Consider the following 24,126-nt stretch of genomic DNA (forward strand, 5'->3'; position numbering starts at 1 on the left):
CTTGGCCGGAGCTTGACCTTCGAGCCCGGGGGCCGACCCCGGGCCCCGAACCCGAAGAGCCCGGGCCCCCGGCCGCCCGCGTCCGGTCGACCGGTGTCAGGCCCGGACGGCCGCCGCCGGACGGACCGCCTCGTCCTCGATGTGGCGGGGCCGGGCGGCCCGCAGGCCGAACAGCATCTGCGGCACCAGGAGCAGCGCCAGGAAGCCCAGCGGCCAGTACCACTCGCCGGTGATCTGGTAGATCGGGCCGATCAGGATCACGCCCAGGACGGAGATCAGGTAGCCGACGCCCTGCGCGAAGACGGACAGCTGGGCCACCCCGCCGGCCGTCCGGGCCCGCAGCCCGATCATGGTCAGCACCAACGGGAAGGCGCAGTTCGACAGGCCCACCAGGACGGCCCAGACCCACGGCGCCCCGTCCGGCGCGAGCGCCAGACCGGCGTAGCCGGCGATGCCGCAGCAGGCCAGCACCACCACGAAGAGCCGCTGGTCACCGCGCCGGGCGGCCAGGTTGGGCAGCACGAAGGAGACCGGCACGCCGACCACCATGGTGACCGCGAGCAGCGCCCCCGAGGTGCCCTTGTCGACGCCGGAGTCCTGGAAGATCTTCGGCAGCCAGCCCATCACCACGTACGCACCGGTGGCCTGGAGGCCGAAGAAGCAGGCCAGCGCCCAGGCCGTACGGCTGCGGGTGATCGGCAGCCTGGCGGGGGCGGCGGCGCCGGCGGCCCGCTCACCGCGCTCGCGCTTGGCGATCAGCACCGGCAGCCACAGCACCAGGGCGAGCGCGCCCAGTCCGGCCCAGGCACCCAGGCCGTGGCGCCAGTCGCCGCCGAGCGCGTTGGTCAGCGGCACGCTGACCAACGCGGCGAGCGCGGTGCCGGCGGACAGCGCCATGGAGTAGAGGCCGATCATCGGGCCGACCTTCTCCGGGAAGTACCGCTTGATCACCACCGGCAGCAGCACGTTGGCGACCGCCACGCCGGCCAGGGCGAGCGCGGTCAGCAGCAGGAACACCGCGGTGCCGCCGGCGAAGGAGCGGGCCAGCACGCCCGCGGTGATGGCGGCCATGCCGGCCGTGACCACCGCGATCGGGCCGATCCGGCGGGCCGCGGCCGGCGCGGCGAAGCCGAACAGCGCGAAGCACAGCGACGGGACGGCGGTGAGCAGCCCGGCGAGGGTCGGGTTCATCCCGAGGTCGGCGCGGACCGGATCGAGCAGCGGCCCGAGGCTGGTGACCACGGGGCGCAGGTTGAAGGCGGCGGCGGCGATCGCGACGGCGAAGAGCACGCCGAGGTACTTGGAGGGGGTGGTGGAAGGGGCGGAATCGACGGGCCGCTCGGTCTGCGGCCCGGCCTCGTTCCGCGGGGAAGCGGTGGTCTCTGCTGCGGGCATGTGCGCCATCATAGAATGATGGGATGAATTGATGCACCCTGGAATTGGCATGATGTGCCGACCGTTCATCCGCCGGTCACGTTCCACCAAGGCCGACCCGAGCCGTAGTCGCAAGGAGTCCCCGTGGCGCTGTCCTCGCCGAGGCGCACCCCGCTGTCCGACCAGGTGATCGCCCAGCTGCGCGCCCAGATCACCTCCGGGGAGTGGCCGGTGGGCTCGCGCATCCCCACCGAGGCCGCCCTGGTGGAACAGCTGGGCGTCGCGCGCAACACCGTGCGCGAGGCCGTGCGCGCCCTCGCGCACAACGGCCTGCTCGACATCCGGCAGGGCTCCGGCACCTACGTGCTGGCCACCAGCGAGCTGGCCGGGGTGATGCACCGCCGGTTCGCCGACGCCGACCAGGCGCAGGTCGCCGAGCTGCGGGCGGCGCTGGAGACGTCGGCGGCCGGCCTGGCCGCCCGGCGCCGCACCGAGCGCGACCTGGAGCTGCTGGACGGCGCGCTGGCCCGCCGGGAGAACGCCTGGCACTCCGGTGACGCCGAGGACTTCGTCCAGGCCGACGCCGCCTTCCACCAGGCCGTGGTGGCCGCCTCCCACAACGACGTGCTGCTCGCCGTCTACGCCGACCTCGGCGAGGTCACCCGTGAGCACCTGCGGCACGACGTCGGCCCCGAGCTGATCGCCGAGCGCTACATCGGCCACGACACCATCCTGGAGGCCATCCGGGCGCGCGACGCCCAGCGCGCCTCGGTCGAGGCCGGCCGCGCCATCGGCGCCTGCGGGACGACCGAGGGGTGACCCCCGGGCACCGTGGGCCGCCGCGCGTCGCCGACGTGCGGGCATCACGGAAACGCCGCTGCCCGGCACCCCCTGCGGGAGGGGTGCCGGGCAGCGGCGTACGGGCGGGGTGTCAGGCGCCGATGGCGTGCAGACCGCCGTCGACGTGGATGATCTCGCCGGTGGTCTTCGGGAACCAGTCCGACAGCAGCGCGACGATGCCGCGGCCGGCCGGCTCCGGGTCGCTCAGGTCCCACTTCAGCGGGGAGCGCTGGTTCCAGGTGTCGGCCAGCTGCTCGAAGCCCGGGATGGACTTGGCGGCCATCGAGCCGAGCGGACCGGCCGAGACCAGGTTGCAGCGGATGTCGCGCTCGCCCAGGTAGCGGGCGAGGTAGCGGTTGGTCGCCTCGAAGGCGGCCTTGGTCGGGCCCATCCAGTCGTACTGCGGCCAGGCGAACTGGGCGTCGAAGGTCAGGCCGACCACCGAGCCGCCGTCCTGCATCAGCGGCAGCAGCGCCATGGTCAGCGACTTCAGCGAGTACGCCGAGACGTGCATCGCCGTGGCCACGGACTCCCACGGGGTGTTCAGGAAGTTGCCGCCGAGGGCGTCCTGCGGGGCGAAGCCGATCGAGTGGACGATGCCGTCCAGGCTCGGCAGGTGCTCGCGGACCTGGTCGGCGATGCCGGCCAGGTGCTCCGGGTTGGAGACGTCCAGCTCCAGCACCTTGACCGGGTGCGGCAGCTTCTTGGCGATCCGCTCGGTCAGGCTCGGGCGCGGGAAGGCGGTGAGGATGATCTCCGCACCCTGCTCCTGCGCGAGCTTCGCGGCGTGGAAGGCGATGGAGGACTCCATCAGCACGCCGGTGATCAGGATGCGCTTGCCTTCGAGGATTCCACTCATGATCAGTGACCCATGCCCAATCCGCCGTCGACGGGAATGACGGCTCCGGTGATGTACGCGGCCTCTTCCGACCCGAGGAACCGCACGGTGGACGCGACCTCGGCGGGCGCAGCGTAGCGGCCCAGCGGCACGCCCGCGACGATCTCCGCGCGGCGCTCGTCGCTGAGCACGGCGGTCATGTCGGTGTCGACGAAGCCGGGGGCGACCACGTTGACGGTGATGTTGCGCGGGCCGAGTTCGCGCGCCAGCGACCGGGCGAAGCCCACCAGGCCGGCCTTGGAGGCGGCGTAGTTCGCCTGGCCCGGCGAGCCGGACAGGCCCACCACGGACGAGATCAGCACGACACGGCCCTTCTTGGCGCGCATCATCAGCTTGGAGGCGCGCTTGACCACCCGGAAGGTGCCGGTCAGGTTGGTGTCCACGACGGAGGTGAAGTCCTCCTCCGACATGCGCAGCAGCAGGGTGTCGTTGGTGATGCCCGCGTTGGCGACGAGCACCTCGACCGCGCCGTGCTTCTGCTCGATCTCGGTGAAGGCGGCGTCGACCTGTGCGGCGTCCGTGATGTCGCAGCGGACCGCGAGGACGTCGTACTTCTCCAGGCCCTCGGGCACCTCGCCCGAGCGGCTGGTGATGGCGACCTTGTCGCCCGCCTCGGCGAAGGCCTGGGCGATCGCGAGGCCGATGCCCCGGTTTCCTCCGGTGACGAGAACCGAGCGGCTCAACGATCCACCTCTCTCCGTGTGTGAGCGGTACGTCGGATTGCGTACGCAGTGTGACGCTATCGGGCGGTCGGCGGTGTCGGCGCATCGGGCTCCCACAGCGCCGCACCGAAGGAACTGTCGCAATCCGACAATGCGTGCCCGCCGCCCCCGGCCCCTCCCGGCGAAACCGCCCAGGCCCCGGGCCCGGGCCGGATCGGCGGGACTGTACGGGAACAACACGGGCGGGCGCACCCGTTGCCCCCTCGGTACGGGCGGGCCCGGAACCTGCCGTACCGTTCACCCGACCATCCCGGCGAGCGACGAAGGCAGAGCGGATGACCAAGGCACGGCCCGGGAGCACCTCCCGACGCGGACGACTGCTGGCCCTCACCGCCCTGGCGGCCGGCCTGGGCACGGCCGCCTGGTCGCTGCGCGACCTTCCGGCGGCGTTCGGACGCCGGCCGGACGGCGAACGCGAGGAGCGGGTGCGCAACTCCCCGCAGTACCGCGACGGCGTCTTCCACAACGCGCCCTCCACGCTCGCCCGCGCCTCGGGGGCCCCCGGCTTCGACGGTGCCACCGCCCGCCGGATGCTCTTCGAGCGCGAGGGCCGCGTCCCCGCCCACCCGGTGCCGACCGTCCGCCCGGCCACCCCGCCCGGTCCGGCCGCCGAGGGCGTGGAGATCACCTGGTACGGGCACGCCTCCGCGCTGGTGGAGATCGAGGGCTTCCGGGTGCTGCTCGACCCGGTCTGGAGCGACCGCTGCTCCCCCTCCGCGCACATCGGCCCCAAGCGGCTGCACCCGGTGCCGGTCGAGCTGGAGGAGCTGCCGCCGGTCGACGCGGTGCTGATCTCGCACGACCACTACGACCACCTGGACATGGCGACGGTCAAGCGCCTGGTGCGCAGCCAGTCCGCGCCCTTCGCGGTGCCGCTCGGCATCGGCTCCCACCTGCGCCGCTGGGGCGTCCCGGAGCACCGGATCATCGAGCTGGACTGGGACGAGACCTGCAACCTGGGCGAGCTGGTGCTCACCCTGACCGCCGCGCACCACTTCTCCGGCCGCGGGCTGACCCGCAACACCACCCTCTGGGGCTCCTGGGTGATCGCCGGCCCGAACCGCAAGGTGTTCTACACCGGCGACTCCGGCTACTTCGAGGGCTACGCGCGGATCGGCGAGCAGCACGGCCCGTTCGACGCCGCACTGGTCCAGATCGGCGCCTACGACGCGGCCTGGGCGGACATCCACATGACCCCCGAGGACGCCGTCCTCGCCCACCGGGACCTGACGGCCGGTCTGCTGGTGCCCGTCCACTGGTGCACCTTCAACCTGGGCCTGCACCGGTGGGCCGAGCCGATCGAGCGGCTGGTCGACGAGGCCAAGGCGCACGCCGTCCCGCTGGCGGTGCCGCGACCCGGCGAGCGGGTGGACGTCGACAACCCGCCGGAGCTCGACGGCTGGTGGGAGTCCGTCGGCTGACGGCCCGCCGCGGCGCGGTCCCCGACGCCCCCGCCACGGAGGCGGTCGACGGCTCGAAAAGGCTGCTGGTCTGACGGTCGTACTGGCCGAAACCGCAGCGCACCGGACGAAATGCGCTGGCCGGAAGCCCGGTGGACGGGAATGATGCGGTGCGGACGCCCCTGTGGCGCCGCACCGCCACCCTCCGCGACCTGGGAGCCCGATTGCCTCCGATCCCTCCGGCCGACCGCTCCGGCGCCCCGACCGGGCGCGCCGTCGACCCGCTGTTCCTCGCCCTGCCGCTGCGCACCCTCGCCGACGCCGCCCTCACCCGGGCCCGCGAACTCGGCGCGAGCCACGCCGACTTCCGTCTGGAGCGGATCCGCAGCGCCTCCTGGCGGCTGCGCGACGCCCGTCCGGCCGGCACCTCCGACGGCGTGCAGCTGGGCTTCGCCGTCCGGGTGCTGCTGGACGGCGCCTGGGGCTTCGCCGCCGGCGTGGACCTCACCACCACCGCCGCGGCGAAGGTCGCCGAGCAGGCCGTCGCGGTGGCCCGTCTGTCCGGCGGGATCAGCCGGGCTGCCGGCTCCACCGAGCGGGTCGAGCTGGCCGACGAGCCGGTCCACCGGGACGTCACCTGGGTCTCCGCGTACGAGGTCAACCCCTTCGAGGTGCCGGACGCCGAGAAGACCGCGCTCCTCGCCGAGCGCAGCTCCCGGCTGCTGGCCGCCGAGGGCGTCTCGCACGTCCAGGCGGCCTTGAAGACCATCCAGGAGAACAAGTTCTACGCGGACACCGCGGGCACCGTGACCACCCAGCAGCGGATCCGGGTGCACTCCGAGCTGGAGGCCACCTCGGTCGACGAGCGCACCGGCGCCTTCGACTCGATGATGACGCTGGCCCCGCCGGTCGGCCGCGGCTACGAGTACGTCACCGGCACCGGCTGGGACTGGGACGCCGAGCTGGCCGAGCTGCCCGTCCTGCTCGCCGAGAAGATGAGGGCCCCGAGCGTCGAGGCCGGCCGCTACGACCTGGTCATCGACCCGACCAACCTGTGGCTCACCATCCACGAGTCGATCGGCCACGCCACCGAGCTCGACCGCGCGCTCGGCTACGAGGCCGCCTACGCCGGCACCTCCTTCGCCACCTTCGACAAGCTCGGCTCGCTGAAGTACGGCTCCGAGCTGATGCACGTCACCGGCGACCGCACCGCCGAGCACGGCCTGTCCACCATCGGCTACGACGACGAGGGCGTCGCCACCCAGTCCTGGGACCTGGTCCGGGACGGCGTCCTGGTCGGCTACCAACTGGACCGCGGCATGGCCAAGTTGAAGGGCTTCGAGCGCTCCAACGGCTGCGCCTTCGCGGACTCCCCGGCGCACGTCCCGGTCCAGCGGATGGCCAACGTCTCGCTCCAGCCGGCCGCCGACGGCCCGGACACCGAGGGCCTGTTCGCCGACGTGGAGAACGGCCTGTACATCGTCGGCGACCGCTCCTGGTCGATCGACATGCAGCGGTACAACTTCCAGTTCACCGGGCAGCGCGCCTACGCCATCAAGAACGGCGAACTCGCGGGCCAGGTCAAGGACTTCGCCTACCAGGCCACCACCACCGACTTCTGGGGCTCGATGGCGGCGGTCGGCGGCCCGCAGACCTACGTCCTCGGTGGCGCCTTCAACTGCGGCAAGGCGCAGCCCGGTCAGGTCGCGGCCGTCAGCCACGGCTGCCCGTCGGCGCTGTTCCGGAACGTCAACGTGCTCAACACCCAGCAGGAGGCGGGTCACTGATGACCGCGATGCAGCCCCACGAACTCGTCGAGCTGGCGCTCGGCCTCTCCCGCGCCGACGGCTGCGTGGTGATCGCCGACGAGGACTCCACCGCCAACCTGCGCTGGGCGGGCAACGCCCTGACCACCAACGGCGTCACCCGCGGCCGCCGGCTGACCGTGATCGCCACCGTCGCCGGTGCCGAGGGCACCGCCTCCGGCGTGGTCTCCCGCGACGCCGTCACCCCGGAGGAGGTCGAGGGCCTGGTCCGGGCCGCCGAGGAGGCCGCCCGCGCGGCCGGCCCGGCCGAGGACGCCCAGCCCCTGGTCGCCGACCGGCCCGCGTCCCCGGACTTCACCGAGCCGCCCGCGGAGACCTCCGTCGCGGTCTTCGACGCCTTCGGCCCGGCCCTCGGCGAGGCCTTCGCCCGCGCCGCCGCCCGGGGCGAGCTGCTGTACGGCTTCGCCCGGCACGAGGTGACGTCCAGCTACCTGGGCAGCTCCACCGGCCTGCGGCTGCGCCACGACCAGCCCACCGGCATGGTCGAGTTCAACGCCAAGACCGCCGACCTGTCCGGCTCGGCCTGGATCGGCGCCGCCACCCGGGACTTCACCGACGTCGACGTCGCCGCCCTGCACACCGAGCTGACCAAGCGCCTCGGCTGGGGTGCCCGCAAGGTGGACCTGCCGGCCGGCCGCTACGAGACGCTGCTGCCGCCGTCGGCCGTCGCCGACCTGATGGTCTACCTCAGCTGGTCCTGTGGCGGCCGGGACGCCCACGAGGGCCGGACGGTGTTCTCCAAGCCCGGCGGCGGCACCCGGATCGGCGACAAGCTCAGCGGGCTGCCGCTGACGCTGCGCTCCGACCCGCAGGAGCCCGGCCTGCAGGCCCCGCCGTTCGTGCTCACGCACTCCACCGGCGGGGACGCGTCGGTCTTCGACAACGGCGAGCCGGTCGCCGCCACCGAGTGGATCCGCGGGGGCGTGCTGAACGACCTCGTCACCAGCCGCCACTCGGCCGGCCTGACCGGGCTGCCGGTCCGTCCGGCGATCGACAACCTCGTCCTGGAGACGGCCGACCAGGAGTCGGCGCCGACCCTGGACGAGATGATCGCCCGCACCGAACGCGGCCTGCTGCTCACCTGCCTCTGGTACATCCGCGAGGTGGACCCGGCGACGCTGCTGCTCACCGGCCTCACCCGGGACGGCGTCTACCTGGTGGAGAACGGCGAGGTCGTCGGCGCGGTCAACAACTTCCGGTTCAACGAGTCCCCGGTGGACCTCCTGGACCGGGTCACCGAGGTGGGCCGCACCGAGCACTGCCTGCCCCGCGAGTGGAGCGACTGGTTCACCCGCACCGCGATGCCACCCGTGCGTGTCGCGGACTTCAACATGAGTTCGGTCAGCCAGGCCTCATAGCCACTGACCGACGGGGGATACGAGAGACATGATGGACGAGAAGCGGCTGGTCAAGACCAGCAAGATGCTGGCCCGCATCCTGCGGCACGACCCCGGCCGGGTGGGCGTCACGCTGGACGAGGCCGGCTGGGTCCGGATCGACGTGCTGCTCGCCGCGCTGGCGGCCAAGGGCAACCGGCTGACCCGGGTCGAGCTGGACCACGTGGTGACCACCAACAACAAGCGCCGCTTCGGCTACTCACCGGACGGCCTCTCGATCCGCGCGAACCAGGGCCACACGGTGGCGGTCGACCTCGGTCTGGCCGCCGCCGTGCCGCCCCACGTGCTCTACCACGGCACCGCCGACCGGCACCTCGCGGCGATCTTCCGCGAGGGCCTGCGCCCGATGGCCCGCCAGGACGTCCACCTCTCGGCCGACACCGAGACGGCGACCAGGGTCGGCGCCCGGCACGGCCGCCCGGTGGTGCTGACGGTGAACGCCGCCGCGATGGCGGCGGCCGGCCACGAGTTCCGGGTCAGCGAGAACGGCGTCTGGCTCACCGACGCCGTACCGCCGCAGTACCTCTCCCGGCGCTCGTAGCCGGGCACCCGCCCCCGGCGGGCACCTCCGGCGGGCCCACCCGACGCGCGCCCGCGACGCGCACACCCGCCGGCCGCCCCGGGCCGGCCCGTCCGCTCCGCCGGACAGGCCCATCGGGCACCCGACCGGGTGGGTCCGCCCCACCCGGTCTCGTCGCCCCGACCACCCGGGCGTACCGTGAGGAGGCCGCGCGGCCAGGCGCGCGGGTGCGTGACGAGGGCGGTAGGACACATGGGCAAGAGCGCCGGCGACGGCCAGGTCTTCCGGATCACGGGAGCGCGCAGCAGCCTCAGCGAGGACGTCCGGGGGCGCCAGCGCCGCTACGTCGTCTCGATGCTGCTCCGCACCGTCTGCGTACTGCTCGCGGTGGTGCTGTGGGACGTCCAGCGCTGGCTGGCGTTCGTGGCACTGGCCGGCGGCGTGCTGCTGCCCTACTTCGCCGTGTTGATAGCGAACGCCGGCCGGGAGCGGGCCCCGGGCCTGCCGAGCACCTTCGACATCCCCTCGGACACCCCGCTGATGCTCGGCCCCGGTGGGAGGGGTGGGGCGGGTGCGACTACCGGTACAGGAGAGGCAAAGGCCTCTGCCACCGATCCTTCACAGGACGTGAACTGACCGTCCTTTTCACCCCGCTTCGCCCGCGCCCCGCTCGGCGAAAGCTCAAAAGAAGCTCAGATTAATCATGCAAGACCTCCCCATCCGGGGGTCGTGGCGTGACATACTGCGTACGCGCTCCGCATCCCCCGTCGGAGCGACGGACCGACGCCGGGCAGCTCCCCCCGTGGCTGCCCGGCGTCGCCATGCCCGGATCCGGTCGTCCCGGCCGGGCGTGACAGACTGGCGGTGCATTCTTCCCGCCTAACGCTGAGGACGGCCCGATGGACACCCCGCAGACGCCGATCTGCTCCGCCAAGGGCTGCCGGGCGGACGCCGGCTGGGTGCTGGTGTGGAACAACCCCAAGCTGCACACCCCGGACCGCCGCAAGACCTGGCTCGCCTGCGACGAGCACCGCGAGCACCTGTCGCAGTTCCTCGGCGTGCGCGGCTTCCTCAAGGAGGTCGTCGCCTTCGCCGACTGGACCCCTGAGCCCGGCACCCCGGCCTGACCGCAGTCCGACCCGACCGCACCCCGGCCCGACCGCACCCCGGCGCGGCACACCGGGCGCAGGCCGCCCACCACGGCCCGCTCGCCGGCCCCGTCCTAGCCGCCGATCGCGGACATCGGCCGCTCCGGCTGGAGGAACTCCGGGTCGTCGATCCCGGCCCCGGCCTTCTTGCCCCACATCGCCGCCCGCCACAGCGCGGCCAGTTCGGCGTCGTCCGCGCCGGAGCGCAGCGCCGTGCGCAGATCCGTCTCCCCGGTCGCGAACAGGCAGTTGCGCACCTGGCCGTCGGCCGTCAGCCGGGTACGGTCGCAGGCGCGGCAGAACGGGCGCGTGACCGAGGCGATCACGCCGACCCGGGCCGGGCCGCCGTCCACCAGCCAGCGTTCGGCGGGGGCCGCGCCCCGGCTGCCGGAGGGCTCCGGGGTGAGCGCGAAGCGGGCGCGGAGCAGCTCCAGGATCTCCTCCGCGGTGACCATCGAGGAGCGGTCCCAGCCGTGCTGGGCGTCCAGCGGCATCTGCTCGATGAAGCGCAGCTCGTAGCCCCGCTCCAGGCACCAGGCCAGCAGGTCGCCCGCCTCGTGGTCGTTGACCCCGCGCATCAGCACCGCGTTCAGCTTGACCGGCGCCAGCCCGGCGGCCTCGGCGGCGGCCAGTCCGTCCAGCACGTCCTGGTGGCGCCGGCGGCGGGTGAGGGTGTGGAACACCTCGGGGTCGAGGGTGTCCAGCGAGACGTTGACCCGGTCGAGGCCGGCTTCGCGCAGCGCCGTCGCGGTGCGGGCCAGGCCGATGCCGTTGGTGGTCAGCGAGATTTCGGGGCGGGGCTCCAGCTCCGCGCAGGCGGCGACCACGGGGACCAGCCCGGGGCGCAGCAGCGGCTCGCCGCCGGTGAAGCGGATCTCGCGGACGCCCAGGTCGCGCACGGCTATCGTGACCAGCCGGACGATCTCCTCGTCGGTCAGCAGCTCCGGCTTGGCCAGCCACTGCAGGCCCTCCTCGGGCATGCAGTAGGTGCAGCGCAGGTTGCACCGGTCCGTGAGGGAGACCCGCAGGTCCACGGCCTGTCGTCCGAAGCTGTCGAGCAGCACGTGCGTCCTTCCCCGAGATGCGGCCGGCCCGGCCACCGTCACGGCGGGCCGGGCCAGCATAGTCATCGCGGAACGATCAATGGGCGCCCAGTCCGGTCAGTGAGCGGACCTCCAGTTCAGCGTACTTCGCCGGGTCGGGTCGTTCGGTGGACAGCAGGGTGCCGAGCCAGCCCGCCAGGAAGCCGATCGGGATGGAGACCAGGCCGGGGTTCTCCAGCGGGAACCAGTGGAAGTCGGCGTGCGGGAACAGCGACTTCTCGCTCCCGGACAGCACCGGGGAGAACGCCACCAGCACCACCGAGGAGATCAGGCCGGCGTAGACCGAGCTGACCGCGCCGACGGTGGTGAAGCGCTTCCAGAACAGCGAGTACAGCAGGGTCGGCAGGTTCGCCGAGGCGGCCACCGCGAAGGCGAGCGCCACCAGGGCGGCGGTGCTGAGCTTGCCGGCGTAGAGGCTGAGCACGATGGAGATCGCGCCGATCACCACCGCGGCCCACTTCGCCGAGAGCACCTCCTCCTTCTCGCTCGCCCTCCCGCGCCGGATCACGTTGGCGTACAGATCGTGCGCGAAGGAGGCCGAGGAGGCGAGGGTGAGCCCGGCGACCACGGCGAGGATGGTGGCGAAGGCGACCGCCGAGATCACCGCGAGCATGATCGCCCCGCCGGTGGTCCCGGCCCCGCCGCCGAGCTGCTCGGCGAGCAGCGGCGCCGCGGTGTTCCCGGACGGCGTCTTGCCCTCGACGGCCACCATGCCGCTGCGGCCGACCAGGGCCGCCGCGCCGAAGCCGAGCGCCAGGGTCATCAGGTAGAAGACGCCGATGATGCCGATCGCCCAGAGCACCGACTTCCGGGCGGCCTTGGCGGTGGGGACGGTGTAGAAGCGGACCAGGATGTGCGGCAGGCCGGCGGTGCCGAGCACCAGGGCGATCCCGAGGCTGATGAAGTCGAGCTTGGAGGTGTCGCTGGCGCCGTACTTCAGCCCGGGTTCGAGGAAGGCCGCACCCTTGCCGCTGGCGGAGGCCGCCGCGCCGAGCAGCTCGGAAGGGTTGAAGTGGTACTTGGCTAGCACCAGGACGGTCATCAGCGCGGCGCCGGCGATCAGCAGCACCGCCTTGACGATCTGCACCCAGGTGGTGCCCTTCATGCCCCCTATCACCACGTAGATGATCATCAGCGCGCCCACCGCCAGGATGGTCCAGCGCTTGGCGCCGTCCCCGGTGACCCCCAGCAGCAGCGCCACCAGCGCCCCCGCGCCGACCATCTGGGCGAGCAGGTAGAAGATCGACACCACGATGGTGGACACGCCGGCCGCGGTGCGCACCGGACGCTGGCGCATCCGGAAGGCGAGCACGTCCGCCATGGTGAAGCGGCCGGAGTTGCGCAGCGGTTCGGCGATCAGCAGCAGCGCGACCAGCCAGGCGACCAGGAAGCCGATCGAGTACAGGAAGCCGTCGTAGCCGTTGAGCGCGATCAGCCCGGCGATGCCGAGGAAGGAGGCGGCGGACATGTAGTCGCCGGAGATGGCCAGACCGTTCTGGAAGCCGGTGAAGCCGCGGCCGCCGGCGTAGAAGTCGGAGGCGCTCCGGTTCTGCCGCCCGGCCCAGACGGTGATGACCAGGGTGGCCACCACGAAGACCCCGAACAGGGTCATCGTCAGGCCGCGGTGCTCGGTCGCGGAGCTGGAGAGCAATGTCATTCGGCGGACTCCCGGGGGGCGTGGACGACGGCACCGTGCGCCTCGCGGATCGCGGTGGCGACGGGGTCGATCCGCCGGTCCGCGTAACGGGCGTACCAGGCGGCGATCGCGAAGGTGGTGGCGAACTGCAGCAGCCCGAGCACCAGGGCGACGTTGACGTGCCCGGCGACCTTGGCGCGCATCAGGCCGGGGGCGTAGCAGGAGAGCAGGACGTAGAGCAGGTACCAGAGCACGAAGCCGATGGTGACCGGGAAGGCGAAGCTCCGGAACGAGCGCCGGAGGGTACGGAACTCCTCGCTGTCGTCGATGAGTTGGACTTCCGTGGGGGCAGTGGTGATCGGCGGCGAATCCACTCTTTCTCCTCACTCCTTCGGCGTAGCTGGCACACAGGGGAACGATCGAACGTGAGGGGCGTCACATGGGGCTGACGCGCCGCGCAATGCTAGGAGCGTCGTGCCCATACCGGATAGGAGTTGACCGCGATCAGCCAGGCGTTCACCCCCTCGCGCCACCCGAATGGCCGAAAACGACCACTTGCACCCCTTCGGACCACCCCCGGCGCATGCGAAAGGGGCGGCACCGACCAGCGGTGCCGCCCCTCGTGACGACGCGTCAGAAGGCGATCCGGACCTTCAGCGCCGAGCGGTCGTCCATCGCCCGGTAGCCGTCCGGCACGCCGTCCAGGTCGACCGTGCGGTCGAACACCAGGCCCGGCTCGATGGCCCCGGAGAGCACGTCCGGCAGCAGCTCGGGGATGTACGCGCGGGCCGGGGCGACGCCGCCGTTCAGCGAAACGTTTCGGCCGAACATCTGACCGATGTCCACGCCCGCGCTGCCGCCGTGCGGCACCCCGACGTAGCCCACCGCGCCGCCGTCGCGGGCGATCGAGACGGCCGTCCGCATCGACTCCTCGGTGCCGACCGCCTCCAGCACCGCGTGCGCGCCCTGGCCCCCGGTCAGCTCCTTGACCGCCTCGATGGCGGCGTCCCCGCGCTCGGCGACCACGTCCGTCGCCCCGAAGCGACGGGCCAGCTCGGTCCGGGCGGTGTGCCGGCCCAGCGCGATGATCCGGCCCGCGCCCAGCCGGTGCGCCGCCAGGACGCCGCACAGGCCCACCGCGCCGTCGCCGACCACCGCGACCGTCGAACCGGGCCGCACCCGCGCGGAGACCGCCGCGTGGTGCCCGGTCGACATCACGTCCGACAGCGCCAGCAGCCCGGGCAGCAGCTTCTCGTCGCCGGCCGCCTCCTTCGGCAGCTTCACCAGCGTCCCGTCCGCGAACGGCACCCGCACGGCCTCGCCCTGTCCGCCGTCCGAGCCGACCTGCCCCCAGAACCCGCCGTGCGGGCAGGAGGTGTGCAGGCCTTCGCGACAGAAATCACACGTCCCGTCCGACCAGACGAACGGCGCCAGCACCAGGTCGCCCTTGGCGAAGCCGCGCACCTCGGCGCCGGCCTCCTCGACCACGCCCAGGAACTCGTGCCCGATCCGCTGGCCGGCCACCCGCTGGGCCACCCCGCGGTACGCCCACAGGTCGCTGCCGCAGATGCAGGCGTTCAGCACGCGGAGCACCACGTCCGTCGGGTGCTGGATCACCGGGTCCGGTACGTCCTCGATCCGGATGTCGTTGGGGCCGTGGATCACGGTGGCACGCATGCGCTGTCCTTACTGAAACGAACTCGACCAGGTGTACGACACCCCCGTCGACCACTCTATTCCGGCCGGTCGGTCGGAACATTCCGGCCGGGCCCCTCCGCCCCGCCCCTTATCCTGTTGGACCATGCAACCGATCCAGCCCGCGCCGAGGACCGCCCCGGTCCCCGCACAGCGCTCCGCCGCCCCCACCGAGGGCTTCGCGGTCGTCGACGTCGAGACCACCGGTCTCGGCCGTACGGACCGCGTCATCTCGGCGGGCGTCTACCAGCTGGACCCGGACGGCGAGGTCACCGACCACTGGTACACCCTGGTCAACCCCGAGCGGGACCCGGGCCCGGTCTGGATCCACGGCCTGACCACCGAGCTGCTCTCCTCCGCCCCGACCTTCCCGCAGGTCGCCGACGAGTTCGCCGACCGGCTGCGCGGCCGGGTCCTGGTCGCGCACAACGCGCTCTTCGACTGGAACATGATCTCCCGCGAGTTCTCCCGGGCCGGTCTGCACGCCCCGGTCGAGCAGCGGCTGTGCACCATGGTCCTCTCCCGCGACCTGCGCCTGCCGCTGCCCAACGGCAAGCTGGCCTCGCTCGCCGCGCACTTCGGCGTCCAGCAGCGCCACGCCCACAACGCCCTGGACGACGCCCGGGTGCTCGCCGAGGCCTTCCGCCCCAGCCTGCACCTCGCCCGCCTCGGCGGTGTCCCGCTGCCGCTGCAGAACTGCGTCGCGGTCACCGACCTCGGCGAGGACGAGCCCGCCGCCCCCGGCCGCGCCTCCTGGACCGGCGCGAACTACCGCCAGGCCAAGAAGCGCCCGCCCTGCCCGCACCCCAACCCGGGACGCTGGCAGGACGGCGAGCCGCTGGTCCAGGGCATGCGGGTGGCCTTCACCGGCGACACCGCGACCGACCGCGAGCTGCTGGAGGACCGCGCCGTCGAGGCCGGCCTGCACATCGCCACCTCCGTGAGCCGCCTCACCAGCCTGCTGGTCACCAACGAACCGGACAGCTGGAGCGGCAAGGCCCGCAAGGCCCGTGAGGTCGGCACCCCGGTGGTCACGGAGGACGCCTTCCTGCAGCTGCTGCGCGAGGTCGCCCCGCACCCCGGTGCGTGAGCCCGTTGTGAGGTCGGCGTACCGTTCCCATGTGTACCGTTTTCTGCTGACCCGCCAGTGGCTGATCACCATGCTGATCGCACTGCTGCTGATCCCCGCGACGATCAAGCTGGGCTTCTGGCAGCTGCACCGCCACGAGGCGCGGGTGGCCCGGAACGAGCTGATCGGCAAGGCCCTCACGGACGCCCCGGTCCCCTTCGACACGCTGTCCCCGGCGCCCGGCTTCGCGGTCCCCAAGGACCTCACCTGGCGCGCGGTGACCGCCACCGGCCAGTACGACCCGGCGCACGAGTTCGTGGTCCGCAAGCGGACCGACTCCAGCGGGGACACGATCGGCTACTTCGTCGTGACCCCGCTGAAGCTCTCCGACGGCAAGGGCAGCGTCCTGGTCAACCGCGGCTGGGTCGCCTCCGGCGCCACCGCCACCGAGTACCCGCCCGTCCCCGCCGCCCCCACCGGTGAGGTCTCCGTCACCGGGCGGATGCGCGCCGACGAGACCTACGGCGCCAGCGGCATCAAGGACCGGTCCGGCCTGCCGGACCGCCAGTTCAACCTGATCAACACCGCCGAGCAGGTCAAGGAGACCGGCGCCACCCTCCTCGGCGGCTACCTCGAACTCTCCGCCACCACCCCGGCCCCGGCCGACCAGCCGCAGCTGATCCCCGAGCCCAACCACTCCGACATCGGCCCGCACATGGCCTACGCCATCCAGTGGTGGCTGTTCACGGCGATGATCCCGGTCGGCGTCTGGATCCTCGCCCGCCGCGAGGCCAAGGACCGCGCCAAGCAGGCCGCCGAGCCCGAGACCGTCGCCGAACCCGTCCCGGCCTAGCCAGGGTCCGTCCTCAAGCGCGGAGCACGTCGTCCAGCTCCCGCAGCAGCCGCGCCTTCGCCCGCGCCCCCACCACCGACCGCACCGGCTGCCCGCCGCGGAACACCATCAGCGTCGGCATCGAGAGCACCCCGTACGCCGCCTGCGTCCGCGGGTTGTGGTCCACGTCGAGGCTCACCACCCGCAGCCGGTGCGCCTCCTCCCGGGCGATGTCCGCCAGCACCGGGGCCATCATCCGGCACGGCGGGCACCAGTCCGCCGTGAAGTCCACCAGCACCGGCCCCTCGGCCGCCAGCACCTCCGCAGCGAACGTGTCGTCCGTCACCGCCGGCACACCCGTGATCTCCACCATCGTCTACTCCTCCGCCAGTTCACACCGTGGTGGTCGCTCGGAAGCCGCGAGGTCGTCCCGCGCCCGCACCGCCCGCTCGAACTGCCCGGCCACCCGCGCCCGCGCCTCCTGCAGCCGCGCGATGCAGTCGTCCAACTCGGCGAGCTTGCGCTCGTACACCTCCAGCGAGGCCGGGCACGAGTCCCCCTCCGGGTGACCCGCCCGCAGGCACTCCACGAACGGCCGGGTCTCCTCCAGCCCGAACCCGGCGTCCTGGAGCATCCGGATCTCCCGCAACAGCCGCAGGTCCCCCTCGTCGTACGCCCGGTACCCGTTGCCCGCCCGCCGGGCCGGCAACAGACCCAACTGTTCGTAGTACCGCAGCGCCCGCGTGGTCGTCCCCGCCCGCTCCGCCAACTCCCCGATCCGCATGCCGAACCCGCTCCTCCCGCACTTCCGGCGACGACCGTAAACCTTCCCCCCGGCGTCAACGCCAGCCCGCACCGCCGAACGCCCGCCCCACCCGGCAAGATGTCCCCCATGGATCTCGGACTCGAAGACAAGGCCTACATCGTCACCGGCGCCACCCGGGGCCTCGGCCTCGCCGCCGCCCGCGAACTCGCCGCCGACGGCGCCCGCGTCCTGGTCAGCGGCCGCACCCGACAGGCCGTCGACAAGGCCGTGGCCGAACTCGACGCCCTCGGCACCGCCCGGGGCATGGTCGCCGACAACGCCTCCCCCGACACCCCCGAGCGCCTGATCGCCGAGGCCCGGCAGCACTTCGGCCGTTTCGACGGCATCCTGATCAGCGTCGGCGGCCCCCAGGCCGGCCCGGTCGAGACCACCCCCGAGGAGGCCTGGCGCGACGCCTTCGAGTCCGTCTTCCTCGGCGCCCTCCGCCTCGCCCGCGCGGCCGCCGCCGAACTCTCCGACGGCGGTGTGATCGGCTTCGTGCTCTCCAGCTCGGTCCGCCAGCCGATCCCCGGCCTCGGCGTGTCCAACGGCCTGCGCCCGGGCCTCGCGATGGCCGCCAAGACGCTCGCCGACGAGCTCGGCCCCCGCGGCATCCGCGTGGTCGGCCTGCTGCCCGCCCGGATCGACACCGACCGCGTCCGCGAACTGGACGCCCTCGCCGACGACCCGCAGGCCGCCCGCACCGCGGCCAGCGCCGGCATCCCGCTCGGCCGCTACGGCACCCCCGAGGAGTTCGGCAAGGTCGCCGCCTTCGTGCTCTCCCCCGCCGCCTCCTACCTGACCGGTCTGATGGTCCCGGTCGACGGCGGCGCCCTGCGCACCCTCTGATCCCTACACCACCCGCGACCGCCTCCGCCGCCGCCGGGGCCACCGGTGCCGCGGCTCGGCGGGGGCCGCCTGCAACACCCGGATCCGCAGGTCGGCGGGCAGTTCCGGCAGGCTCAGACTGCGGCACGCGTCGGTCCGGGGCCCGTCCTCGAAGTGCGCCACGAGCCCGGCCGGATCCCCGCCCGGCGTCAACCGCACCGCACCGCGCAACCGCGGGTGCCGCGGCGCCCGCACCAGCCGGATCCCCGCCCGCTCGACCTCGGGCAGCACGGCCGTCCCGCTCTCCATCGCCTCCTCCAACGCCCGGGCGCCGACCCGCAGCCGGAGCCCGCTCACCCCCGGCGTGGGCACCGCGATGCTGGACAGCCCGGTGCGCCGCAGCTGCGCCACCAGCCACCACACCATCCCCGCCATCAGCACGGCCAGCCCGCCGATCACCGTCGGCCACCACCACGTCGAGTCCACCCACCGGCTGCGCGTGCGCACGCTCACCACCGGCTGGTCCGGGGACGTCCACGGCCACCAGTGCGGCGGGCTCACGCCCAACCGCCGGTACAGGTCGAGCCCGCCTGCCAGCACCAGCACCCCGACACCCAGCAGCACCAGGCCCACCGCCCCCAGCAGCACCCGGTTGACGACCACCCGCGTCACGGCGCGGCCCCCGTTCCCGGCCCGGCCCCTGCGCCCGGTCCCGTCTCGGACTCCCCTGCCTCTGTCTCTACCGTGGCCGCTGTCCCTGCCTCGGGCTCTGCCTCCGCCGTCACCGCTGTCCCCGCCCCGGGCTCTGCCTCCGCCGTCACCGCTGTCCCCGCTGCGCTCGCCGCCTCCGACTCCGCCTCCGGGCCGGCCCCCTCGTCGCCGCCCGCCGCGCGCCCACCGGCCGTGCGCACGTCCAACCGCAACGGTCGGGCCAACCCCACCCGGCCCAGTTCGTCCCGCAACTGCCGCTGCACCGACGCCGGATCGGCCGGACCGACCAGAGAGACCCGGGCCCTGCGCCGCCCGACCTTGATCCTCAGGTGGTCGATCCCGGCCAGCCCCGCTGCCCGGTCCGTCAGCAGGTGCCCGATCCCGGCCCGCTCGACGGCCGCCGCGGTGCCCCCGTAGGGCCGCAGCACCAGCCACCGCCCCAACCCGGGCGCGATCGCCAGCCACAGCAGCCACCCGCCCAGCAGTACGGCCACCCCGGCCCCGACCAGCACCCACGTGTCGTCCAGGTGCCGAGTCGCCAGCTCGTCCACGATCTGCGCCCGCCACGCCCGCGCCGGCTGCCCGGCGCGGACCGCGATCACGTCGTACAGCAGCGCCCCCGCGGCCAGCAGCAGCACGGTCGCCACCGCCGTGGCCGCCACCGTCCGCGGCGCCCGCAGCCTCCGTACCTTCCCGGCCCCCGCTCCCGGAGCCTCGACGGCCTCCGCGTCCGCGCCGGTCGCAGGCACGTCACCCGGAGGCACCTCGCCCACAGGCGCGTCGCTCACGACGCCCCCACCAGCTTCTCGACCACGACCACCACGTCCGACACCCTGGTCCCGGTCAGCCTCAGCACCCGCTCGGCGATCGCCGCCCGCATCGTCCGGGCCAGCCCCGCGATGTCCGCCGGGAAGGGCAGCTCGACCTCGACCCGGACCGTCACCGTGCTCCCGGGCACCGCCACCGAGACGTGCGGCGGCGCCCCCTTCGCCCGTCCGGCGGGCCAGGCGCCGACCTGCACCTCCCGGGCCGCCCGGGCCGCGATCCCGGCGTAGACCCGGTCGGCGACCCGCAGCCGCCCCCGCCGCCCCGACACCGGAACCGGGCCGGGGGCAGAGGCCGCCATCAACGGCGCCGGTCGCGGCCGCGGAACAGGTCCCCGAGTTCACCCAGCTCGATGTCCCCCTCCAGCAGACGCCCGCCCACGAAGCCGACCAGTCCGAGCGCGCCCACCAGCAGGAACGCCGCGAACCCCCCGAAGTACCCGGCGAAGCCGAGGGCCATGCCCACCACCAGGCCGACGATGGCCAGGTTCATCCGCTACTCCCTCGTTCCTCGCTGCGTGGTGCGCCGTCGGCGCCGCCCGCTACTTGAGCTTGGCCCGTTGCCCCGGCGCCACCACCGGCTCCTCTTCCTCCTCGAACTCCGGTTCGTCCGGGAGGTGGACGTCGTTGACCGCGATGTTCACCTCGACGACCTCCAGGCCGGTCATCCGCTCGACCGCCGCGATGATGTTCTCCCGCACCTGGCGGGCGAGTTCGGGGATGACCACGCCGTACTCGACCACCAGCGCGATGTCGATCGCGGTCTGCTTCTCGCCGACCTCGGCCTTGATGCCCCGCCCGATGCTGGACTTGCCACCGGGCACCCGGTCCCGCATCGCGCCGAACGTCCGCGCGAGCCCGGAGCCCAACGCGTGGATCCCGGACACCTCCCGGGCGGCCATCCCCGCGATCTTCTCCACCACGCCGACGGCCAGCGCCGTACGGCCGCGCTCCCCGACCGCTTTCGCACCGCCCGAGGAGCCCGGCGGCGGACCGGGGGTCGGAGCACCGCCGGCGTTCTTGTGCAAGGTCGCGGGCGTCGGAGTGTCAGGCATGGGCACATCTCCCGTCGTACGGCTCCAGCTATATCGCAAACCTCCCCAACTCTGGCATTTCGCCACGTTCCGCGCCCGCCGAAGGACACCCGGCCGGCGCCCACCCGGGCCCCGCGGCGCACCCCGGGAACGCCGACGGCCCGACCCGGGGCATCCCCCGAGGTCGGGCCGTCGGTCGCAGCGCGAGGCCGAAGGGCGCGAGGTCAGTCGCCGATCCCGGCGAGCTCCCGCAGCCGACGGGCCTGGGCCACCCGTTCGGCCGAGCGCTGCTCCTCGAAGGAGCGCCCGGCGGCACCCTGCAGCAGCGCCTTGGTCTCGATCACCGCGCCGCGCGGAGCGGCCAGCAGGGCCGCCGCGAGGTCCCGGGCGGCGGCGTCCAGCTCGGCGCCCGGCACGGCCAGGTTGGCCAGCCCGATCGCGGTGGCCTCCTCGGCGTGGACCCAGCGGCCGGTCGCGCAGATCTCCAGCGCACGGGCGTAGCCGACGAGGTCGGTGAGCGGCTTGGTGCCGGCCAGGTCCGGGACGAGGCCGAGCGAGGTCTCCTTCATCGCGAACTGCACGTCCTCCGCGACCACCCGCAGGTCGCAGCCGAGGGCGAGCTGGAAGCCCGCGCCGACGGCGTGCCCCTGGACGGCGGCGATGGAGATCAGGTCCGGGCGGCGCCACCAGGTGAAGGCCTCCTGGTAGGAGGCGATGGTGTCGTCCAGCTCCTTGTCGGCCGCGGCCGCGAGCTGCAGGAAGGTGGGTTCGCCGGGGATGCCCTCGGCGGTGAACATGGCCCGGTCCAGCCCGGCGGAGAAGGAGACGCCCTCGGCGCGCAGCAGGACGACCCGGACGCTGCCGGGCAGCTCGCGGCCCGCGTCGGTGAGGGCGCGCCAGAGCGCGGGCGACTGGGCGTTGCGCCGCTTGGGCTGACAGAGGGTGACGACGGCGAGTTCGCCCTCGATCTCCAGGCGGACGCCGTCCCGCTCCCAGCTCGGGGCCTGCGGGTCGGTGGCGGGGGCGGTCATGCGTGGACCTCCGGTGGCGGGGGACGTGGCTACCGGAGAGTAACAAAACTGGGCGCGCGAGGACAGGGGCCCGGCCCGGAAAGATCGACGGGGCTCGGGCGGAAGCGGGCCGGGGGCGGAAGACACCCCGGACATGACGATCGGCGGCCGGTCCACACGACCCGAGGGCGGACGCCCGGCTGTCGGTCAGCCGTCGTCTCCTCAGTCGGCGCCCTGCCGCCGCGTCATCCAGCCAATAGCTGACGAACCGTCAGGAACCGGCCCCGGCAGTCGCCTTGTTCTTGCCCCGCGTGGCACCGCCGCGGCCCCGGAGGATCACTCCGGACTCGCTCAGCATCCGGTGCACGAAGCCGTACGAACGACCGGTCTCCTCCGCGAGAGCGCGAATGCTCGCCCCGGAGTCGTACTTCTTCTTGAGATCGGCCGCGAGCTTCTCACGCGCGGCACCGGTCACCCGGCTGCCCTTTTTCAGAGTCTCGGCCACCCGTGCCTCCTCGTAGCGTTGCTCGGTCAGATTCCCATGATCACCCATCCACCGCGTCCTGGCCACCCATTCGACAAGGTCGATGTCGGAAATGCGTGGTCCTCCGGTGGTGATCCGAGCGCACCAGGGCGCTCACGCAGAGTGCACGCCCCCGGGCGGGTGCCGCCGTTCGCCGCGAAAGGGCTGATCAGCAGCGTCGGCCCGACCACGATCGAGTGGCGGGCCGACGGGAAGTCCTTAAACGGAATCCGGGTCTACTTCATTCCCGGACACGCCGTAGGGACTAGTTTTTCTGGTCCGAAAAGCGGATGCCGCGTCCACTCCCGGTCAGGCCAGCGAGACCAGATCGGCGTAGGACGGGTTCCAGAGGTCCTCCACGCCGTCCGGCAGCAGGATGATCCGCTCCGGGTCGAGCGCCTCGACCGCGCCCTCGTCGTGGGTGACCAGCACGACCGCACCGGAGAACTCGCGCAGGGCGCCCAGGATCTCCTCACGGCTGGCCGGGTCGAGGTTGTTGGTGGGCTCGTCGAGCAGCAGCACGTTGGCGGAGGAGACCACCAGGGTGGCCAGCGCCAGACGGGTCTTCTCACCGCCGGAGAGCACCCCGGCCGGCTTGTCGACGTCGTCGCCGGAGAACAGGAAGGAGCCGAGGATCTTGCGGATCTGCACCAGGTCGGTGTCCGGCGCGGCCGAGCGCATGTTCTCCAGGACGCTGCGCTCCGGGTCCAGGGTCTCGTGCTCCTGGGCGTAGTAGCCGATCTTCAGGCCGTGGCCCGGGATCACCTCGCCGGTGTCCGGCTGTTCGACCCCGGCCAGCATCCGCAGCAGGGTCGTCTTGCCGGCACCGTTGAAGCCCAGCACGACGACCCGGGAGCCGCGGTCGATCGCCAGGTCGACGTCGGTGAAGATCTCCAGCGAGCCGTAGGACTTGGACAGGCCGCTGGCGGTCAGCGGGGTCTTGCCGCAGGGGGCCGGCTCCGGGAAGCGCAGCTTGGCGACCTTGTCGTTCATCCGGACCTGCTCCAGACCGGAGAGCAGCTTGTCGGCGCGGCGGGCCATGTTCTGCGCGGCCACCGTCTTGGTGGCCTTGGCGCGCATCTTGTCGGCCTGCGCGTTCAGGGTCGCGGCCTTCTTCTCGGCGTTGGCGCGCTCGCGCTTGCGGCGCTTCTCGTCGTCCTCGCGCTGCTGCTGGTACTGCTTCCAGCCCATGTTGTAGACGTCGATGCAGGAGCGGTTGGCGTCCAGGTAGAAGACCTTGTTGACGACCGTCTCGACCAGGTCGACGTCGTGCGAGATGACGATGAAGCCGCCCTTGTACGTCTTCAGGAAGTCCCGCAGCCAGACGATCGAGTCCGCGTCCAGGTGGTTGGTGGGCTCGTCGAGGAGGAGCACGTCGGAGTCCGAGAAGAGGATCCGGGCCAGCTCGACGCGGCGGCGCTGACCACCGGAGAGGGTGTGCAGGGGCTGGGCGAGGATGCGGTCCGGCAGGCCCAGCGCGGCGGCGATGGTGGCGGCCTCGGCCTCGGCGGCGTACCCGCCCTTGGTGAGGAACTCGGTCTCCAGGCGGGCGTACTTCTTCATCGCGTTGTCGCGGGTGGCGCCCTTGCCGTTCGCCATCCGGTCCTCGTTCTCGCGCATCTTCTTCAGCACGGTGTCGAGGCCGCGGGCGGAGAGGATGCGGTCCTTGGCGAGGACGTCCAGGTCGCCGGTGCGCGGGTCCTGGGGGAGGTAGCCGACCTCGCCCGAACGGGTGACGGTCCCGGCGGCGGGCAGGCCCTCGCCGGCCAGCACCTTGGTGAGCGTGGTCTTGCCGGCGCCGTTGCGCCCGACCAGGCCGATCCGGTCGCCGGAGGCGACCTTGAAGCTCGCGGACTCGATCAGGATCCGGGCACCGGCGCGCAGCTCAAGGGCGTTGGCGGAAATCATGGCTGGGAACTACTCCTGGGACG

The 24,126-nt window shown here is 73.0% G+C and carries 27 protein-coding genes; 10 read left to right on the forward strand and 17 right to left on the reverse strand.

What is annotated here, in order from left to right; all coding sequences use genetic code 11:
• Nucleotides 1-96: 96 nt before the first annotated feature.
• Nucleotides 97-1,404 (reverse strand): CynX/NimT family MFS transporter, encoded by a 1,308-nt coding sequence (locus ACZ7KX_RS18100; protein ID WP_470327473.1) that lies wholly within the window; start codon nucleotides 1,402-1,404, stop codon nucleotides 97-99.
• Nucleotides 1,405-1,518: 114 nt separating this feature from the next.
• On the opposite strand from ACZ7KX_RS18100, the gene ACZ7KX_RS18105 reads away from it, so the two are divergent.
• The gene (locus ACZ7KX_RS18105; RefSeq protein ID WP_350525263.1) at nucleotides 1,519-2,193 is read left to right on the forward strand and encodes a FadR/GntR family transcriptional regulator; all 675 of its coding nucleotides are present in this window, start codon (nucleotides 1,519-1,521) and stop codon (nucleotides 2,191-2,193) included.
• A 112-nt stretch (nucleotides 2,194-2,305) separates the two neighbouring features.
• On the opposite strand, the gene fabI is transcribed toward ACZ7KX_RS18105, so the two are convergent.
• Together fabI and fabG are read right to left on the reverse strand one after the other, a co-directional pair.
• On the reverse strand, nucleotides 2,306-3,073 hold the full coding sequence (gene fabI / locus ACZ7KX_RS18110) for an enoyl-ACP reductase FabI (RefSeq protein ID WP_350525264.1): 768 nt from the start codon (nucleotides 3,071-3,073) through the stop codon (nucleotides 2,306-2,308).
• A 2-nt stretch (nucleotides 3,074-3,075) separates the two neighbouring features.
• On the reverse strand, nucleotides 3,076-3,795 hold the full coding sequence (gene fabG, locus ACZ7KX_RS18115) for a 3-oxoacyl-[acyl-carrier-protein] reductase (RefSeq protein WP_396546781.1): 720 nt from the start codon (nucleotides 3,793-3,795) through the stop codon (nucleotides 3,076-3,078).
• Between the two features lie 314 nt (nucleotides 3,796-4,109).
• Between fabG and ACZ7KX_RS18120 the strand changes: the two genes are divergently transcribed.
• The 6 genes from ACZ7KX_RS18120 to ACZ7KX_RS18145 all read left to right on the forward strand — a co-directional run bounded on the left by ACZ7KX_RS18120 (nucleotide 4,110) and on the right by ACZ7KX_RS18145 (nucleotide 10,104).
• Complete coding sequence (locus ACZ7KX_RS18120; protein ID WP_470327279.1) at nucleotides 4,110-5,255, forward strand: MBL fold metallo-hydrolase; 1,146 nt, start codon at nucleotides 4,110-4,112, stop codon at nucleotides 5,253-5,255.
• 203 nt (nucleotides 5,256-5,458) lie between these two features.
• On the forward strand, nucleotides 5,459-7,021 hold the full coding sequence (locus ACZ7KX_RS18125) for a TldD/PmbA family protein (protein ID WP_470327280.1): 1,563 nt from the start codon (nucleotides 5,459-5,461) through the stop codon (nucleotides 7,019-7,021).
• On the forward strand, nucleotides 7,021-8,418 hold the full coding sequence (locus ACZ7KX_RS18130; protein WP_470327281.1) for a metallopeptidase TldD-related protein: 1,398 nt from the start codon (nucleotides 7,021-7,023) through the stop codon (nucleotides 8,416-8,418). Before ACZ7KX_RS18125 ends, ACZ7KX_RS18130 begins: the two co-directional genes overlap by 1 nt.
• A gap of 31 nt (nucleotides 8,419-8,449) precedes the next feature.
• Nucleotides 8,450-8,998 (forward strand): RNA 2'-phosphotransferase, encoded by a 549-nt coding sequence (locus ACZ7KX_RS18135; RefSeq protein WP_470327474.1) that lies wholly within the window; start codon nucleotides 8,450-8,452, stop codon nucleotides 8,996-8,998.
• Between the two features lie 231 nt (nucleotides 8,999-9,229).
• On the forward strand, nucleotides 9,230-9,613 hold the full coding sequence (locus ACZ7KX_RS18140) for a DUF3099 domain-containing protein (RefSeq protein WP_470327282.1): 384 nt from the start codon (nucleotides 9,230-9,232) through the stop codon (nucleotides 9,611-9,613).
• A 263-nt stretch (nucleotides 9,614-9,876) separates the two neighbouring features.
• Nucleotides 9,877-10,104: a hypothetical protein gene (locus ACZ7KX_RS18145; RefSeq protein WP_350525269.1), complete on the forward strand. Its 228-nt coding sequence runs from the start codon at nucleotides 9,877-9,879 to the stop codon at nucleotides 10,102-10,104.
• A gap of 95 nt (nucleotides 10,105-10,199) precedes the next feature.
• Here the strand turns inward: ACZ7KX_RS18145 and moaA are convergent, their stop codons facing one another.
• The 4 genes from moaA to ACZ7KX_RS18165 all read right to left on the reverse strand — a co-directional run bounded on the left by moaA (nucleotide 10,200) and on the right by ACZ7KX_RS18165 (nucleotide 14,541).
• Complete coding sequence (gene moaA / locus ACZ7KX_RS18150; RefSeq protein ID WP_470327283.1) at nucleotides 10,200-11,189, reverse strand: GTP 3',8-cyclase MoaA; 990 nt, start codon at nucleotides 11,187-11,189, stop codon at nucleotides 10,200-10,202.
• A gap of 76 nt (nucleotides 11,190-11,265) precedes the next feature.
• Nucleotides 11,266-12,885: a solute symporter family protein gene (locus ACZ7KX_RS18155; protein ID WP_470327284.1), complete on the reverse strand. Its 1,620-nt coding sequence runs from the start codon at nucleotides 12,883-12,885 to the stop codon at nucleotides 11,266-11,268.
• A complete protein-coding gene (locus ACZ7KX_RS18160; RefSeq protein WP_470327285.1) occupies nucleotides 12,882-13,238 on the reverse strand; it encodes a DUF485 domain-containing protein in 357 nt (118 codons plus the stop codon). Before ACZ7KX_RS18160 ends, ACZ7KX_RS18155 begins: the two co-directional genes overlap by 4 nt.
• Nucleotides 13,239-13,497: 259 nt before the next feature.
• Nucleotides 13,498-14,541 carry a zinc-dependent alcohol dehydrogenase family protein gene (locus tag ACZ7KX_RS18165; RefSeq protein WP_350525273.1) on the reverse strand — a complete coding sequence of 348 codons (1,044 nt, stop codon included), beginning with the start codon at nucleotides 14,539-14,541 and terminating at the stop codon, nucleotides 13,498-13,500.
• A 124-nt stretch (nucleotides 14,542-14,665) separates the two neighbouring features.
• Between ACZ7KX_RS18165 and ACZ7KX_RS18170 the strand changes: the two genes are divergently transcribed.
• Nucleotides 14,666-15,649, forward strand: coding sequence for a DEDDh family exonuclease (locus tag ACZ7KX_RS18170; protein WP_470327286.1), 984 nt, complete (start codon nucleotides 14,666-14,668; stop codon nucleotides 15,647-15,649).
• A 31-nt stretch (nucleotides 15,650-15,680) separates the two neighbouring features.
• Nucleotides 15,681-16,481 (forward strand): SURF1 family cytochrome oxidase biogenesis protein, encoded by an 801-nt coding sequence (locus ACZ7KX_RS18175; protein ID WP_470327287.1) that lies wholly within the window; start codon nucleotides 15,681-15,683, stop codon nucleotides 16,479-16,481.
• 13 nt (nucleotides 16,482-16,494) lie between these two features.
• Here the strand turns inward: ACZ7KX_RS18175 and trxA are convergent, their stop codons facing one another.
• On the reverse strand, nucleotides 16,495-16,833 hold the full coding sequence (gene trxA, locus ACZ7KX_RS18180) for a thioredoxin (protein WP_396546796.1): 339 nt from the start codon (nucleotides 16,831-16,833) through the stop codon (nucleotides 16,495-16,497).
• A gap of 3 nt (nucleotides 16,834-16,836) precedes the next feature.
• Nucleotides 16,837-17,244: a MerR family transcriptional regulator gene (locus ACZ7KX_RS18185; protein WP_396546798.1), complete on the reverse strand. Its 408-nt coding sequence runs from the start codon at nucleotides 17,242-17,244 to the stop codon at nucleotides 16,837-16,839.
• 108 nt (nucleotides 17,245-17,352) lie between these two features.
• Between ACZ7KX_RS18185 and ACZ7KX_RS18190 the strand changes: the two genes are divergently transcribed.
• Nucleotides 17,353-18,114: an SDR family oxidoreductase gene (locus tag ACZ7KX_RS18190; protein WP_470327288.1), complete on the forward strand. Its 762-nt coding sequence runs from the start codon at nucleotides 17,353-17,355 to the stop codon at nucleotides 18,112-18,114.
• A gap of 3 nt (nucleotides 18,115-18,117) precedes the next feature.
• Here the strand turns inward: ACZ7KX_RS18190 and ACZ7KX_RS18195 are convergent, their stop codons facing one another.
• The 8 genes from ACZ7KX_RS18195 to ACZ7KX_RS18230 form a co-directional block, all read right to left on the reverse strand.
• Entirely contained in the window at nucleotides 18,118-18,765 is a 648-nt protein-coding gene (locus ACZ7KX_RS18195) for an alkaline shock response membrane anchor protein AmaP (RefSeq protein ID WP_402809068.1), read from the reverse strand.
• Nucleotides 18,762-19,553, reverse strand: coding sequence for a DUF6286 domain-containing protein (locus ACZ7KX_RS18200; protein ID WP_470327289.1), 792 nt, complete (start codon nucleotides 19,551-19,553; stop codon nucleotides 18,762-18,764). Before ACZ7KX_RS18200 ends, ACZ7KX_RS18195 begins: the two co-directional genes overlap by 4 nt.
• Before the next feature lie 35 nt (nucleotides 19,554-19,588).
• The gene (locus tag ACZ7KX_RS18205; protein WP_470327290.1) at nucleotides 19,589-19,930 is read right to left on the reverse strand and encodes an Asp23/Gls24 family envelope stress response protein; all 342 of its coding nucleotides are present in this window, start codon (nucleotides 19,928-19,930) and stop codon (nucleotides 19,589-19,591) included.
• Nucleotides 19,930-20,121 carry a hypothetical protein gene (locus ACZ7KX_RS18210; RefSeq protein WP_350525282.1) on the reverse strand — a complete coding sequence of 64 codons (192 nt, stop codon included), beginning with the start codon at nucleotides 20,119-20,121 and terminating at the stop codon, nucleotides 19,930-19,932. Before ACZ7KX_RS18210 ends, ACZ7KX_RS18205 begins: the two co-directional genes overlap by 1 nt.
• 49 nt (nucleotides 20,122-20,170) lie before the next feature.
• The gene (locus ACZ7KX_RS18215; protein ID WP_470327291.1) at nucleotides 20,171-20,683 is read right to left on the reverse strand and encodes an Asp23/Gls24 family envelope stress response protein; all 513 of its coding nucleotides are present in this window, start codon (nucleotides 20,681-20,683) and stop codon (nucleotides 20,171-20,173) included.
• A gap of 203 nt (nucleotides 20,684-20,886) precedes the next feature.
• Entirely contained in the window at nucleotides 20,887-21,693 is an 807-nt protein-coding gene (locus ACZ7KX_RS18220) for an enoyl-CoA hydratase/isomerase family protein (protein ID WP_350525284.1), read from the reverse strand.
• Between the two features lie 250 nt (nucleotides 21,694-21,943).
• Nucleotides 21,944-22,177: a helix-turn-helix domain-containing protein gene (locus ACZ7KX_RS18225; RefSeq protein WP_030059940.1), complete on the reverse strand. Its 234-nt coding sequence runs from the start codon at nucleotides 22,175-22,177 to the stop codon at nucleotides 21,944-21,946.
• A gap of 327 nt (nucleotides 22,178-22,504) precedes the next feature.
• Entirely contained in the window at nucleotides 22,505-24,103 is a 1,599-nt protein-coding gene (locus tag ACZ7KX_RS18230; RefSeq protein WP_396546810.1) for an ABC-F family ATP-binding cassette domain-containing protein, read from the reverse strand.
• Between the last annotated feature and the right edge of the window lie 23 nt (nucleotides 24,104-24,126).

The organism is Kitasatospora sp. NPDC038210, from assembly GCF_055600605.1.

Bases quoted from the DNA above. Each gene is read 5' to 3' on its own strand.
- ACZ7KX_RS18100 (WP_470327473.1), bottom strand. From the start codon at position 1,404: ATGGCGCACATGCCCGCAGCAGAGACCACCGCTTCCCCGCGGAACGAG.
- fabI (WP_350525264.1), bottom strand. From the start codon at position 3,073: ATGAGTGGAATCCTCGAAGGCAAGCGCATCCTGATCACCGGCGTGCTG.
- ACZ7KX_RS18120 (WP_470327279.1), top strand. From the start codon at position 4,110: ATGACCAAGGCACGGCCCGGGAGCACCTCCCGACGCGGACGACTGCTG.
- ACZ7KX_RS18130 (WP_470327281.1), top strand. From the start codon at position 7,021: ATGACCGCGATGCAGCCCCACGAACTCGTCGAGCTGGCGCTCGGCCTC.
- ACZ7KX_RS18135 (WP_470327474.1), top strand. From the start codon at position 8,450: ATGGACGAGAAGCGGCTGGTCAAGACCAGCAAGATGCTGGCCCGCATC.
- ACZ7KX_RS18140 (WP_470327282.1), top strand. From the start codon at position 9,230: ATGGGCAAGAGCGCCGGCGACGGCCAGGTCTTCCGGATCACGGGAGCG.
- ACZ7KX_RS18145 (WP_350525269.1), top strand. From the start codon at position 9,877: ATGGACACCCCGCAGACGCCGATCTGCTCCGCCAAGGGCTGCCGGGCG.
- ACZ7KX_RS18155 (WP_470327284.1), bottom strand. From the start codon at position 12,885: ATGACATTGCTCTCCAGCTCCGCGACCGAGCACCGCGGCCTGACGATG.
- ACZ7KX_RS18165 (WP_350525273.1), bottom strand. From the start codon at position 14,541: ATGCGTGCCACCGTGATCCACGGCCCCAACGACATCCGGATCGAGGAC.
- ACZ7KX_RS18170 (WP_470327286.1), top strand. From the start codon at position 14,666: ATGCAACCGATCCAGCCCGCGCCGAGGACCGCCCCGGTCCCCGCACAG.
- trxA (WP_396546796.1), bottom strand. From the start codon at position 16,833: ATGGTGGAGATCACGGGTGTGCCGGCGGTGACGGACGACACGTTCGCT.
- ACZ7KX_RS18185 (WP_396546798.1), bottom strand. From the start codon at position 17,244: ATGCGGATCGGGGAGTTGGCGGAGCGGGCGGGGACGACCACGCGGGCG.
- ACZ7KX_RS18190 (WP_470327288.1), top strand. From the start codon at position 17,353: ATGGATCTCGGACTCGAAGACAAGGCCTACATCGTCACCGGCGCCACC.
- ACZ7KX_RS18205 (WP_470327290.1), bottom strand. From the start codon at position 19,930: ATGGCGGCCTCTGCCCCCGGCCCGGTTCCGGTGTCGGGGCGGCGGGGG.
- ACZ7KX_RS18210 (WP_350525282.1), bottom strand. From the start codon at position 20,121: ATGAACCTGGCCATCGTCGGCCTGGTGGTGGGCATGGCCCTCGGCTTC.
- ACZ7KX_RS18215 (WP_470327291.1), bottom strand. From the start codon at position 20,683: ATGCCTGACACTCCGACGCCCGCGACCTTGCACAAGAACGCCGGCGGT.
- ACZ7KX_RS18220 (WP_350525284.1), bottom strand. From the start codon at position 21,693: ATGACCGCCCCCGCCACCGACCCGCAGGCCCCGAGCTGGGAGCGGGAC.
- ACZ7KX_RS18230 (WP_396546810.1), bottom strand. From the start codon at position 24,103: ATGATTTCCGCCAACGCCCTTGAGCTGCGCGCCGGTGCCCGGATCCTG.